Origin of the sequence: Amycolatopsis sp. CB00013, from assembly GCF_001905755.1 — a bacterium.
In the GTDB taxonomy this organism is placed as follows: Bacteria; Actinomycetota; Actinomycetes; order Mycobacteriales; family Pseudonocardiaceae; genus Amycolatopsis; species Amycolatopsis japonica.
Window position 1 is genome coordinate 1,989,844 of the sequence record NZ_LIWC01000001.1, and the last position, 13,530, is coordinate 2,003,373.

The window sequence follows — 13,530 nt, forward strand, 5'->3', positions numbered from 1 at the left end:
AGCGGCGATCTGTTGTCTGGATCACCCGCCCGGCGGCGGCTCCTCCGCGTGATCGTCCGCCCAGCCGAGCGCCTCGGTGATCGCCTTCTCCGCGATGGCCGACATCGTCGACATGTAGGTACCGCTGACGTGGTTGTCGTCGAGGTAGACGAGCACGTTGCCGATCACCGGCGGGCAGACCTCGGCCGTGCAGAAGTAGTCACTGAAGTCGAGGAACCGCACGTTGGATGGCAGATCCGGCATCGTCTCGTACGGCGGCTCCGCCGCATAGAGGTCGTAGCGCGGCGTGGCGCACTCGGGTGACTCCGCGCCGCGGCTCTCGACGCACGCCGACGGCGACTGGCCGAACCGCGGGTTGTCCCGCACCGCCAGCACCGGGATCCCCACCTCGTCGACCTTGCGCCACTGCGCGATGTAGCCGGCGGGGACCCGCTCTTCGACGCCGATCTTCACGTCCCTGGTGCCGATCGTCATCACCGCGTCGGGGCGGGTGGTGACGATTTCGTCCACCACGGCGGTGTTCCAGTCGATGCAGGACTGGTCACCCGGTACGGCGTCGGAGTCGGTCGAGAACGGGCAACCGCCGCGGAGGATCGACGTGACCTCCCAGTTCTTCTTTTCGGCGACCGGCAGCAGGGCGCCGAGGAACTGCCCGGCGTGCGAGTCGCCGGCGACGACGATCCGGCGGGTGGGATGCCCCGTGGTCTGCGACGTACAGACTTCGAGATCGGCGTTGCGCGGCGAGGTTCCGCACCGGGCCGGGTCGATCCCCGCCCAGTCCTCGGACACCGCGACGAACGACGGGACGAGCGCGGCGTCGGCGGCACCCCAGTACGTGAACCCTTCGGTATGCGCGAGCGCGCCGGGATGGTCGGGATCGTCGACCGCGATCGAGTAACTCTCCGCCTGGCTCACGCTCACCCACTGCCAGGCGCCGGTCGCGGCGAGCACGGCCGCGAGCGTCGCGGCACCGAACCGGTAGGCGCCCCAACGGTTCCCGGCCCCGATCGCGGACACGCGGACCGGCTTCTCGACCAGATGATGGGTCAGCACGGCGAGGCCGAACGCCAGCGCGATGATCACCGCGCCCCCGCGCAGGCCGACCTCTTCCCTGTCACGCGCGACGAGGTAGAAGACCAGGACCGGCCAGTGCCACAGGTAGAGCGCGTAACTCAGATCGCCCAGGTATTTCAGGGGGCGGCTGCTGAGGAAACGATCGGCACCGGCCCTGAACGCGGTGTCTCCCGCGAGGATCACCAGCGCGGCCGAAAGCGTCGGCCAGAGCGCGAGATAGCCGGGAAAGACCGTCCCGACCTGGAGCACCAGCCCGCAGGAAACGAGCCCGGCGACCCCGGCCCAGCCGAACACGACGCGCGCCGGCCGGGGCACCTGGATCCGGTCGATGAGCAAGGCGAGCAGGCCACCGAGCGCGAACTCCCAAACCCGCGTCAGCGAATCGAAGTACGCCAGCGGCTGATCGACCGCGGTCAGCCACACCGAGTACGCGAGCGAGGCGGCGAACACCACACCGAGGGTCGTGGACAGCAGCGGAAGCACGTTCCGGCCCGCCCGCTTGGCGATCAGGAGCACCAGCCCGACCAGCAACGGCCAGACGACGTAGAACTGCCCCTGGATCGACAGCGACCAGAAGTGCTGGACGACGCTCGCCGAGTTGTGCTGGGCGAAGTAGTCGGCGGAATCCGCCGCCAGCTGCCAGTTCTCCAGGTACAGCGCGGAGGCGACGACCTCCTTGATCGTCTGGAACCAGCGGTTCTGCGGCAGCAGCACCATGCTCACCGCGACCACCAGCAGCAGCACGGTGAGCGCGGCCGGGAACAGCCGCTTGATCATCCGGCCCCACATCGGCCGGTACTCGATCTTCCCGCGCGACGCCGCGCGGTAGAGCTGACCGGTGACGAGGAACCCGGAGATCAGGAAGAACGCGTCGACGCCGCCGGAGATCCGGCCGAGCCACACGTGGTAGACGACCACCAGCACACACGCGAGCGCCCGCAGTCCCTGGATTTCCGGGCGGAACCGCCGCTCCGTCTCCCGCACACAACCACCACCATGATCACCGGCCGCCGACGGGCCGGGACCCTACGGCAGGAAGCTGTGAGCAAGCTATGACCCCTCGTGAGTGGCGAGGACGGTTATTGGCGCGAAGGTCGAACGTGTCGTGTTCGCGGGCGGGGCCAGCGATGGTGTGAAGGCTCCCTTCACCACGTCTCATGCGGTGAAGGGAGCCTTCAGCCCTGGTCAAGCACGGGTCGTGAGTGGCGTTTCGGGTTAGAACCCGAAACACCACTCACGACCACCCGCACCGACCACGCCACGTTTGCCCTACCCCTCAATAGAACCAAGGCTGTCCTAGGTACCTGCTGAATGTGGGTGGCAGCTGATCGCAAGCCCGCGAAGGCCTCCTTACCTACCCTGAAGGTAGGAAAGGAGGCCTTCACGGACTACACGATCGCCACCTGCGGCTCTGCGGCAACACCAGCCCCAGCAGTCACAGCGATCGCGCGTGAAGGACTCCTTCCCTCGGCTCAGCCGAGGAAACTCGACCTTCACACCTTCCCCAAGTACATGAAGGCCCCCTTCATGTACTGCAGGAGCGAGCGAGCGTGGCAGTGGCGTGGTGGGGCGCCGCTCACGAGGCCGCGGGCGGGATCAGGTCGACTTCTGGCCGTCGATGCTCTCCCGCAGGATGTCGGCGTGCCCCGCGTGCTGCGCGGTCTCGGCGATGACGTGCGCCAGCACCCGGCGCACGCTCCGCACCGCGCCCGGCGGGTTCCAGGGCGCCTCCGGAAGCGGATGCGTCGCGGAAAGGTCCGGGATCGACGAGACGATCTCCTTCGTCCGCGCGGCCACCTCCTCGTAGCGCGCGAGGATCCCCGCGAGGGTGTCGCCGGGCAGCATCCTGAAGTTGTTCTGGTGGTCGATCGCCCACTGCGGGAACTCGCGGGCGGTCCCGGCGCCGAGATCCGCCCAGGTGACGCCTTCCGGCAGGTCGTAGGTCATCGCGGACGGACCCTCGACCACGAAACGCAGCCACATCTCCTCGATCGAGGCGACGTGTTTGATCAGCCCGCCGAGGCTCAGCTCGCTGACCGTCGGATGCGCGTCGAGCTGCTCGTCCGTGAGCCCCTGGACGGTGGTGGTCAGCGTGGCGCGGACGGTGTCGAGGGCTTCGAGCAGGTCGGCGCGTTCGGCGTCGAGGATGGTGGCGGTCATCGGGCCCTCCGTGTTGTCGTTTTCTGGCACGACACGACTCTCGCAGGGGTAGAGGACAGGTTGTGGCCGCTACTCCAGGCATTATGAAGAACATGCCGAAGACCTCCGCGCGACTGCTGTCGATGCTCTCGTTGCTGCAGGCCCGCCGCGACTGGCCGGGGGCGCTGCTGGCCGAGCGGCTCGACATCAGCCCGCGCACCGTGCGGCGCGACGTCGACAGGCTTCGCGAGCTCGGCTACCCCATCGCGACCATCAAGGGGCCCGACGGCGGATACCGGCTCGACGCCGGGTCCGAGCTGCCGCCGCTGCTGTTCGACGACGAACAGGCGGTCGCGCTGGCCATCGCGCTCCAGATCGCCACCACCAGCGGCGCGGGCATCGAGGAGGCGGCGATGCGGGCGCTGCACACCGTCCGCCAGGTCATGCCCTCCCGGCTGCGGCGCCGGATCGACACGGTGCGGGTCACCGCCGTCGAATCGCCCGCGAGCCGGTCGGAGCCCCGCGTCGACGGCGATGTCCTGCTCGCGCTCGGCGCGGCGGTGCACGCCCGCGAGATCCTGCGGTTCGACTACGCGGACGCGCTGCGCCGGGCCGAGCCGCATCACCTCGTGACCTGGCACGGCCGCTGGTATCTCGTCGCCTGGGATCTGGATCGCGCGGATTGGCGCACCTTCCGGGCCGACCGGATCGCTCCGCGCACCCCGACCGGCCCGCGGTTCACGCCGCGTGAGCTGCCGGTCCCCGACGTCGCCACCTTCGTCGCGAGCCGGTTCCGTGGCGCGTCCGAGTCCGGCGAATGGCCGTGCCGCGGGGAAGTCGTCCTCGACCTCCCCGCGGCCACGGTGTCCCACTACGTCCGCGACGGTGTCGTGGAGGAACTCGGGCCGGATCGGTGCCGTCTGGTGCTGGGGTCGTGGTCGTGGGCCGGGCTCGCGGCGAGTATCGGCCGGTTCGACACCGACATCGAGGTCGTCGGGCCGCCCGAACTCCGGGAGGCTTTCGCCGTGCTGGCCCGCCGTTACGCGAAGGCCGCCCGCTGAACACGGGTACGGCGCCGGGAACCGCCCAGGGTCTGGAGGCGGTGCCCGACGCCGTCGACCGCCCGTGGTCCGGGGGCGGCGCCCTCCGGTGCCGGCCCGCCCGGGGTCCGGCACCGAAGCCTCTGGGCCGTCACGACTTGTGGTGCACCTCCTGGAGCCCGTACACCGGCGTCGGGATGCCCTCGTAGCGCGCTTTCAGTTGCAGCGCCAGGTAAAGGGAGTAGTGCCGCGACTGGTGCAGGTTCCCGCCGTGGAACCACAGGCCTTCCTGCTGCGTGGGCTTCCACATGTTGCGCTGCTCCCCCTCCCACGGCCCGGGGTCCTTCGTCGTGCCGGAGCCCAGGCCCCAGCATTTGCCGACGAGGTCCGCGGTCTCCTGCCCGACCAGGTCCGCGACCCAGCCGTTCATCGAGCCGTAGCCGGTGGCGTAGACGACGACGTCCGCCTCCAGTTCCGTGCCGTCGGACAGCACCACCGCGTCGCGGGTCAGATGGTCGACCTGGCCGTGGGCCAGTTTGATCTTCCCGTCGGCGACGAGTTCCGACGCGCCGACGTCGATGTAGTAGCCGGAGCCGCGGCGCAGGTACTTCAGGAACAGACCGGAACCGTCGTCGCCCCAGTCGTGCTGGAACCCGGCCGCCTCCAGCCGCGCGTAGAAGTCCTTGTCCCGCTCACGGATCGCGTCGTACACCGGGATCTGGAACTGCGGCATGATCCGGTACGGGATCGACGCGAAGATCATGTCCGCCTTGTCGGTGGTGACCCCGGAACGCACCGCGCGTTCCGAGTACAGGTCGCCGAGTCCCAGGTCCATCAGCGAATCCGACTTCACCACGTGCGTCGACGAGCGTTGCACCATGGTGACGTCGGCGCCGTGTTCCCACAGCGCCGCGCAGATGTCGTGCGCGGAGTTGTTGGAGCCGACCACGACCGCCTTCTTGCCGGCGTAGGAATCCGGGCCGGGGTGCTGGGACGAATGGTGCTGATCGCCCTCGAAGTCGTCCATTCCCGGGAACGACGGGAGATTCGGCTTGCCGGACATCCCGGTCGCGAACACGACGTGCCGCGGGGTGAGCACCAGTTCCTCGCCCTCACGGACGACGGTCACCAGCCACTGCTGCTTTTCCTCGTCCCAGGACGCCGAGGTGACCTCGGTGCTCGTCCAGTACGGGACCTCCATGAGCCGCGTGTACATCTCGAGCCAGTCGGCGATCTTGTCCTTGGGCGCGAACACCGGCCAGTTGTCCGGGAACGGCAGATAGGGCAGGTGGTCGTACCAGACCGGGTCGTGCAGGCAGAGGTTCTTGTACCGCTTGCGCCACGAGTCGCCCGCCCGCTGGTTGCGTTCCAGGACGAGCGTGGGCACGTCGAGCTGCCGGAGCCTGGCGCCGAGCGCGATCCCGCCCTGGCCGCCGCCGATGACGACGACGTACGGCTGCTGCTCGTAGCCGAGCCGGGTCTGTTCCTCCTCGCGCTTCTCCGCCCACGACTTCCGGCCGCGGACGACGCCGTGCTCGACGCCCTTCGGCCGCTGTTCGTTGCGACGTTCCTCGAAACCTTTGAGCTCGCGCAGGCTGGTCAGCAGTGTCCAGGCGCCTTCGTCCTTCAGCCTCAAGTGGCCCTTCGCGCGACCGGTCGCGGTTTCGAATTCCAGCCACGCTTCGGTCACGCCGTCGGCTTCGGTCGGCGTCTCGGTCGTGCGGAACCCGGAGGGATCGATCCGGTCGAGGCAGTCGCCGAGCATGCCGGCCACCTCGTCGCGTCCTTCGACCGTCTTGATCGTCCAGGTGAAGGCGACCAGGTCACGCCAATAACTGTCGACGGCGAAAAGCGCTGCGGCGGCCTCGACGTCGCGGGCGGCGAGGGCCGATTCGAATCGGCTCAGCCAGGCGTCCACCCGAGCCTGCGGCGAGCCCGTCGCCTCGATCCGGTCCACCGTCTGTGTCATGGCCACTCCTGAACTTCGGCGTTCGGCTGTTACCCCGATCACACGCCGCGGGCGGGTGGAGCGGCAAGGGTTGCAGCGAGTTGCAGCGCGGCTCCATGGCGCACCTCGTCCGCCGGTCCTATGCTGGTCAGTCGACGCGATGGTGCGGAGGTGGCGTGTGGGCGTGCACAGCTCGGTCCCGCCAGGCGCCGACCTGCCGATGCACGCCCGCGATCTGATCCGCATGCACGAAGCCGTCATCGGCGGCGGCCGCCCTCGGGTCCGGCCGCGGCCGCTGGTATCGCGCTCGTGGTCGCGGATGCTGAGCCTGGGGCTCGCCGCCGACGGCGTGAACACCCGGGATTCGGTGCCGCTCGACGAGGTCGCCCGTCGTCGACGCGCTTCCCCTTTGCGGCTGGTGGTGGACGATCTCGGGCAGGTGGTCGGCGCGACGGCCGACACCGCGAACATGCTGCTCGTGGTGACCGACGCCGACGGCATCATCCTCTGGCGGGTGGGTTCGCCCGCCGTGCGGCGCCGGGCCGACACCCTGGGCTTCACCGAGGGCGCCGTCTGGACCGAAACCAGGGTCGGCACCAACGCGATCGGCACCGCGCTCGCCGAGGCCGCGCCGGTGGAACTGCTCGCCGGGGAACATTTCGAACAGGGCCAGCATCCCTGGTACTGCACCGCGTCGCCGGTGCACGATCCGCGCACCGGCGAACTGCTCGGCGTGATCGACGTCAGCGGTCCCGCGCTCACCTTGCATCCGGCGATCGGCGCGCTGGTGGAGACCGGACGGCGGCTGGTCGAATCCGAACTCTGGCGGCACCACCAGCAGGGTCTCGACCGGTTGCGCCGGACCGCCGAACCGGTGGTGACCGGCGTGGGCGGCCCGGTCCTGCTGGTGGACGACGACGGTTGGGTGGCCCACTCCGCCGGGGTCGCCTCCGGCGCGCGGATCGCCGCGCCGTCGGAAGGACAGATCCTCGCCGTGCCCGGGCTCGGCGCCTGCCTGCCCGAGCGGCTGGCCGAAGGCTGGCTCGTCCGTCCCGCCGACACCGCGCGCCAGGTGCGGCTGGAACTCGAACTCGGCCACGCGCCGATGCTGCGGATGGCGTCGGGTGACGTCGGCTGGGTCCGCACCGTGACACCGCGGCACGCGGAGATCCTGGTGCACCTCAACACGGCCGGTCTGTCCGGGCTTTCGGCCGAGGCGCTCAGCAGGGCGCTCTACGGTGACGCCGAACACCTCGTCACCGTCCGCGCCGAGGTCTCCCGGCTGCGACGGCTGCTGGGGGCCATTGTGGACACCCGGCCGTACCGGCTCGCCGCGGGCGTCACCCTGACAGTCCATAAAGGACTCGAAGTCGGCGGCTGAACCTCGCCCGGTTGCCGGACGATCGGTCCGGGTACTCCGCGCGCATGGAGATCTTGCTCGCCGGAGCGGGCGTTCTGGCGTTGTGCGCCGCCGTGCTGCCGAACCTGCTGCACGAACGGGCGTTGTCGATGCCGCTGGTCCTGTTGATGGGCGGGCTGGTCTTCGGGCTGCTTCCCTTCGCGCACCCGTACGGCCAGGGTGTCCTCGACCCACGGTCGCAAGTGGGCACCGTCGAGGTGATCACCGAACTCGGCGTCCTGGTGTCTCTGGTCGGCGCGGGGCTGAAGTCCGACCGGCTGATCGGCTGGCGATCGTGGAACTCGACGTGGCGGCTGCTGGCGATCACGTTGCCGCTTTCGGTCTGCGCGGTCGCGTTCCTCGGCTGGTGGGCGCTCGCCCTGTCCCCCGCCGCCGCGCTGCTGCTGGGCGCCGTGCTTTCCCCGACCGACCCGGTGCTGGCGAGCGACGTCCAGGTGCCCGCGCCGCATACCGGCGACGGGCGGGGCTCGGACAACGAGATCAGGTTCACGCTGACCTCGGAGGCCGGGCTCAACGACGGTCTGGCGATGCCGTTCGTGTTGCTGGCGCTCGTCTTGGCGGGGACGGCGAGCACGTCGCCGGTGCCCTGGCTGCTGACCGAGGTCCTGGTCCCACTCGCGATCGCCGTGCTGGTCGGCTTCGTCTGCGGGCGGTTGCTGTCGTGGCTGATGTTCCGCGTGCGGCACGAAAGACTGCGCCTGGGCGAATACTCCGACGGCCTGGTGGTACTGGCCATCGCGTTCCTCCCGTTCGCGCTCTGCGAGTGGCTGGGCGGTATCGGCTTCGTCGCGGTGTTCACGGCCGCGGCGACCATCCGCGCCAGCGAACGGTCGCACGAGTACCACGGGGTGCTGCACGAATTCGGCGATCAGCTGGAACGGCTCTTCGTCGCGCTGGCCCTGCTCGGTCTCGGTGTCGCGCTGGGCGACGGACTGCTAGCGGGTCTGACGCTCGCCGAAATCCTGGTGGCGGTCGCGGCGGTGGTCATCGTGCGCCCGCTGTTCGGCGGCCTGGCGCTGCTCGGCGGCTCCACCACCCGCCCGGCGGCGACGGCGATCGCGTTCTTCGGCATCCGCGGGATCGGCAGTCTCTACTACCTCTCGTACGCGCTGGGGCACGGCGATTTCCCGATGGCCGACTCGTTGTGGCGGGTCACGGCGCTGACGATCGCGGTTTCGGTACTCGTGCACGGACTGCTGTCCGGTCCGGTGATGCGCAGGCTGGAGGACCGGGGGATGCAAAACCTGGAGAACGGGTGAGCGGGGCAGGCACAAGTCCGTGAAGGCCTCCTTGGTAATCCCGTATTTGCTGACCCGCTGGTGTGGCCGGGGCCGAGTGCGGAGGATCCGGGACGTTGTGCGTGCTGAATCCTCCACGGTCGACCCCGTTGGCGAGGGAGGCGGGGCAGTAAAGCTGATGCCGGCTGTCGTCTTGGGCGAGCGGGGAAGATTCCGGCCGTCCAACGTCCAGGATCTTCCCCACTCGGTCGTCCACCCCGAGGCGTGACCGGCACGATCAAGGTTCAAGACCAGGACGGCACCACGACGACAACCGGACTCTCGCTCCCACGCAGATACAGTCCGTGAAGGCCTCCTTGAGGGACTCTGGGTCCCTCAAGGAGGCCTTCACGGACTCGCGGCTCGCCACACGACCTTCACACCTTCCCCAAGTACATGAAGGCCCCCTTCCTTGCGTCTAGCGCAAGTAAGGGGGCCTTCATGTACTTCAACTTGCCTTCAAGCACGAAACCTAGCGATGCCACTCCCGGCCCTCGAGCCGCGCCTTCACCCGCTGCAACGTCGTCGCGATGTTCGCCCGATTCGTCCCGGCGCGATCCGGCTCACCGGTGATGAGGATGGCGAGAGGCACGAACCACGGCGGCACCCGCAGCCAGTTCGTCACGGTGAGACGGCTGCCGTCGCCTTCCGGGACGATGTCGTACTCCCACCGCGAAATCGGCACGAAGAACGGCGTGCGCACCCGGTAGGCGAACCGCCGCCCGGGCTCGGCTTCGACGATCTCGGCGTGGGTCACCCAGCGCCGTAGTCCGTTGCGGTTGCTGCCGGCGAACCAGTTCCCGACGCGTGCTTCGGTCGCGCCGCGGATCCAGCGGGCCTTGCGCAGTTCCTCGGTGCATTCCGACATCGCGACCGGATCGCTGACGAGCCGGTACACCTGCTCGGGGCCGGCGTCGATCGTGACCTCCCCGGTCGCGATCGGTTCGCTGTACGTCAGGCTGTCCCTCGGCTTCGTCGCCATCGCGCCTCCCAGTCGACTTCGCCAGCCCACCAGCAGGAGCCCCACCGGTCAAGCCCGGCGCGGGAAGCACCGCACGGACGCGGAATCATCGCGCCGCGATGAGTGCCTGGGGTGCGGCTTGCTTCATCCGCGTACGAAGCCAGGTCAGTTGCCGCGCGGTCTCCTGTTCGTGGTCCTTGACGAGGTCGAGCAGTTCCCGGTCGCGCAGGCCCTGGGCGGCCTGGCCGACCACGGTCCAGGTGATGTCGGTGAACGACGAGAGCGCGTAGAGGTCCTGCAGGTCCCGCAGCAGGCCGACGCCACCGCTACGGGTGCCTTCCAGGCCCGCGGCGTGGAGCCGCTCGGGCTCCTCTTCACGGGCTTCGCCGTACCGCTCGACGATCGGGGCGAGCGCTTCGGTCTGCCGGTCGATCCGTCCGGCGAGCAGCAGGCACGTGTGCTCGACGTCGGGCTCCTCGCCGTGGCCGCTACCGACCTCGCGGAACGCGTCGGCGAGGGTGTTCAGCGAGGTGTGCAGAAGCCCGAGGTAGGTGGCGAGATGCATGGGTCAGCCCTCCACCTTCCGGACGCGGACGGCACCGATCTTGAACAGCGGCTGTTTGGACACCGGATCCCATTCCGTCATGGTCAGTTCGTTGGCGGCGCGGGGATGCCCATCGCCGCCGGTGTCCCAATAGCCGTAGTGGAACGGCAGGAACACGACGCCGGGACGGACCCGGCCGATCCGGGCGGGCACTTCGACCCGGCCCCGCGCGGACTCGACCAGGACGAGATCTCCGTCCGTGACCCCGAGTTCGGCGGCATCGGACGCGGCGACTTCCGCCCACGGTTCCGGCGCGGCCCGCCGGAGCTTCGGGGCGCGGCCGGTTTTGGTCCGTGTGTGGAAGTGGTACACCGTGCGCCCGGTCGTGCAGACGAACGGATACCGCTCGCCGGGCTCCTCCGGCGGTGCCGTGTACTCGGCGGCCTTGAGGAACGCGCGTCCGTCCGGGTGCAACGCCTGGTGTTCCTTGGCCGAAACCGTCCCGCCGGTGAGCAGGTCGTGACCGAAGTCCTCGCAGGCTTCCGAACTCGTGGTGAACACGCCGTCCGCGTAGAGCCGTTCGGTGCCGTCCGGCCGCTCGCCGTCGCAGGGCCATTGGATCCCGCTGCCACCGCGGAGTTTGTCGTACGACAGCCCGGTGTAGTCGCACAACCGGCCCCGGCTGCACTCCTGCCAGGCACGGAAGGCGTCCTCGGGGGTCTGCCAGCCGATCAGCGGATCGCCGTCGCGGTCACGGAAGTCCATCCGCCGCGCGTAGTCGAGGAAGACGTCCAGATCCGCCCGCGCCTCGCCGGGCGGCTCGACCGCCTTCTCCGACAGATGCACCGTGCGGTTGGCGTTGGTGAAGGTCCCCTGCTTCTCGCCCCAGAGCGCGGCGGGGAGGACGACGTCGGCGAACTCGGCCGTCTCGGTCCGGAAACCGTCCTGCACCACGACGAACAGGTCCTCCTTGCCGACGATTTCGCGGATCCGCGGCAGTTCCGGCATGGAGACGGCGGGATTCGTCGCCGAGATCCAGAGGAACCGGATCGAACCCTGCTCGGCGTACCGCCAGATCTGCATGGCGTGCGTCGGCGGCGACCAGTGCGGGATGGTCAGTTCGTCGACGTTCCACAGTTCGGCCAGTTGCCGGACGTGGTCGGGGTTCTCCCAGTTGCGGAACCCGGGAAGGTCACCGTCGGCACCGCATTCGCGCGTGTTCTGCGCGGTGGGCTGGCCGTTCATCTGCAGCACCCCGCCGCCCGGTTTGCCGAGCATGCCCCGCAGCAGATGGAGGTTGTTGACCTGGCAGGCCGCGGCGGTGGCCTGATGCGACTGGTAGAAGCCCTGCAGCACGGTCGACAGCACCCGCTCGGACGTGCCGAAGATCTCCGCGGCCCGCACCAGCGTGTCCGGCTCGATCCCGCAGATCTCGCCGACGTGCGCAGGCGTGTACGGCTCGACGGTCTTTTCGAGTTCGGAGAAGCCGAGGGTGTGCGCGGCCACGTAGTCCTCGTCGATCCACTTGTTCACGATCAGCTCGCGGACCAGCCCGTTCATCAGGGCCTGATTGGTACCGGGCAGCGGCGCGAGATGGAGACCACCGGACTCCACCGCCGCCTCGGCGACCTTCGTCCGCCGCGGATCGACGGCGACGACCACGGGCGGCTCGGGTCCGGCGAGCCGGTCGAGGACCCGGCTCCACAACACGGTCTGCGTCTCGGCCATGTTGTGACCGAAGAGGAAAAGCGCGTCGCAGTGGTCGATGTCGGCGTACGTCCCGGGCTGGCCGTCGGAGCCGAAGCTCTCCTTCATCGCGGCGGCGGAAGTGGCCGTGCACAGCCTGGTGTTTCCGTCCATATGCGGGGTGCCGAGGCCGGCTTTGCCGATGACACCGAGCGTGTAGTACTCCTCCAGGAACAGCTGCCCGCTGGTGTAGAACCCGTGCGACAACGGCCCGGCCTCGTCCAGCAGTTCCTGGGAACGCCGCACGATCAGGTCCATCGCGGTGTCCCAGTCGGACTCCACCAGCTCGCCGTCGCGACGGATCAACGGCCGCGTCAGCCGGTCCTTCCCGTTCCACTGCCAAGACCCGTAGAGCCCCTTGGGTCCCATCCGGCCGTGGTTGACCAGGTCGGTCTCGCGGCCGCGGACGCCGACCATCCTGCCGTCCTTCACCGCGATGTCGCACGCGCAGCCGTTGCTGCACAGGACGCAGGCCGACCGGACCCAGCGGTCCACATCGGATTCCCCGACACCCTCCTCGAGATGGATGTCCGCTCTGCGAGGCCAAGCGTCCCCTCGCCGGTACGGGGTCCGCGCGCCCCAGACCTCCGCGATGCGCTCCGGTACCGCGTCTGCGTTCATGCGGAAGCCGTACCACGCCGCTCACCAGCCGAAACACCGGACAAAGCGGGCGGACGGGTCAGGTGGCCGGTTCCGCCGGGAACACGACCTGGAAGCCCAGTCCTCGCAGCAGCTGCGTGAGCATCGCCCTGGTGTTGGCCTTGGCGCGTTCGAGCAGACCGGAGTGCTGCGCCGCTTCACCGATCCGCTTCTCCGCGGCGAGATAGAACGGCCGCTGATCCTGCACGGACACCAAGGCGCCGAGCCGGTCGATCAGGCCGCGCTCCTGACCGAAGACGTAGCTGCGTCCGTTGTCCAAATTGGGTTTCGCCAGCTTCGGTTCGGGCAGCCGCACCTCGACCGTCCTCCGGTCTTCGGACACGGTCAGCGAATTCTCCACCAGCGGCCCGAAATCGACGTACGCGTCGACGGAGCCCGCCGCGACGAACAACGTGCGTTCCCCGGCGATACTCGCCGGCACCCACGCGACGTCCTTCTCGATGTCCACGACGACCTGGTAGTCACCGACGGCCGCGTGGTACTGGCTCAGATCCCGCACCGCCTGGAGCACCGCGGGCTGCGAACGGTCCACAGTGGACGTTCCGAACGGGTCGAGCTTCGGCAGGAGGCCGGTGACCTGCAGGGCCGCGGCGACGACCAGCAGCCCGACCAGCACGAACGCCCCGAGACGCACCCAGCGTTTCTTCACGCCCACCACCGCCTCTCGTCCGCGGGGAGTACCCGGCGGACGCGGTCCCGAAGCGTCGGCGGCGGATTCCCG

The 13,530-nt window shown here is 69.3% G+C and carries 10 protein-coding genes; 3 read left to right on the plus strand and 7 right to left on the minus strand.

The features are described from left to right. Nucleotides 1-21: 21 nt before the first annotated feature. Both AMK34_RS08890 and AMK34_RS08895 read right to left on the minus strand, forming a co-directional pair. Nucleotides 22-2,058 carry an acyltransferase family protein gene (locus tag AMK34_RS08890; RefSeq protein ID WP_073844231.1) on the minus strand — a complete coding sequence of 679 codons (2,037 nt, stop codon included), beginning with the start codon at nt 2,056-2,058 and terminating at the stop codon, nt 22-24. A gap of 612 nt (nt 2,059-2,670) precedes the next feature. Further along, nucleotides 2,671-3,234 carry a DinB family protein gene (locus AMK34_RS08895; RefSeq protein WP_073844233.1) on the minus strand — a complete coding sequence of 188 codons (564 nt, stop codon included), beginning with the start codon at nt 3,232-3,234 and terminating at the stop codon, nt 2,671-2,673. 92 nt (nt 3,235-3,326) lie between these two features. On the opposite strand from AMK34_RS08895, the gene AMK34_RS08900 reads away from it, so the two are divergent. Beyond that, a complete protein-coding gene (locus tag AMK34_RS08900; RefSeq protein ID WP_073844702.1) occupies nt 3,327-4,274 on the plus strand; it encodes a helix-turn-helix transcriptional regulator in 948 nt (315 codons plus the stop codon). A gap of 130 nt (nt 4,275-4,404) precedes the next feature. Here the strand turns inward: AMK34_RS08900 and AMK34_RS08905 are convergent, their stop codons facing one another. Further along, nucleotides 4,405-6,222, minus strand: coding sequence for a flavin-containing monooxygenase (locus AMK34_RS08905; RefSeq protein WP_073844235.1), 1,818 nt, complete (start codon nt 6,220-6,222; stop codon nt 4,405-4,407). A gap of 157 nt (nt 6,223-6,379) precedes the next feature. Here AMK34_RS08905 and AMK34_RS08910 point away from each other — a divergent pair, with 157 nt between their 5' ends. Then, nucleotides 6,380-7,582, plus strand: a complete 1,203-nt coding sequence (locus AMK34_RS08910) for a GAF domain-containing protein (protein WP_038511905.1) — start codon at nt 6,380-6,382, stop codon at nt 7,580-7,582. A 44-nt stretch (nt 7,583-7,626) separates the two neighbouring features. Continuing rightward, nucleotides 7,627-8,880 carry a cation:proton antiporter gene (locus AMK34_RS08915; RefSeq protein ID WP_038511902.1) on the plus strand — a complete coding sequence of 418 codons (1,254 nt, stop codon included), beginning with the start codon at nt 7,627-7,629 and terminating at the stop codon, nt 8,878-8,880. 490 nt (nt 8,881-9,370) lie between these two features. Here AMK34_RS08915 and AMK34_RS08920 read toward each other — a convergent pair whose 3' ends face one another. The 4 genes from AMK34_RS08920 to AMK34_RS08935 form a co-directional block, all read right to left on the minus strand. After that, nucleotides 9,371-9,880 carry an SRPBCC family protein gene (locus tag AMK34_RS08920; protein WP_038511899.1) on the minus strand — a complete coding sequence of 170 codons (510 nt, stop codon included), beginning with the start codon at nt 9,878-9,880 and terminating at the stop codon, nt 9,371-9,373. Nucleotides 9,881-9,965: 85 nt separating this feature from the next. Further along, entirely contained in the window at nt 9,966-10,424 is a 459-nt protein-coding gene (locus AMK34_RS08925; protein WP_073844237.1) for a hypothetical protein, read from the minus strand. A gap of 3 nt (nt 10,425-10,427) precedes the next feature. Then, complete coding sequence (locus tag AMK34_RS08930) at nt 10,428-12,770, minus strand: molybdopterin oxidoreductase family protein (RefSeq protein WP_073844239.1); 2,343 nt, start codon at nt 12,768-12,770, stop codon at nt 10,428-10,430. A 58-nt stretch (nt 12,771-12,828) separates the two neighbouring features. Next, entirely contained in the window at nt 12,829-13,464 is a 636-nt protein-coding gene (locus AMK34_RS08935) for a DUF4230 domain-containing protein (protein WP_073844704.1), read from the minus strand. Nucleotides 13,465-13,530 lie beyond the last annotated feature (66 nt).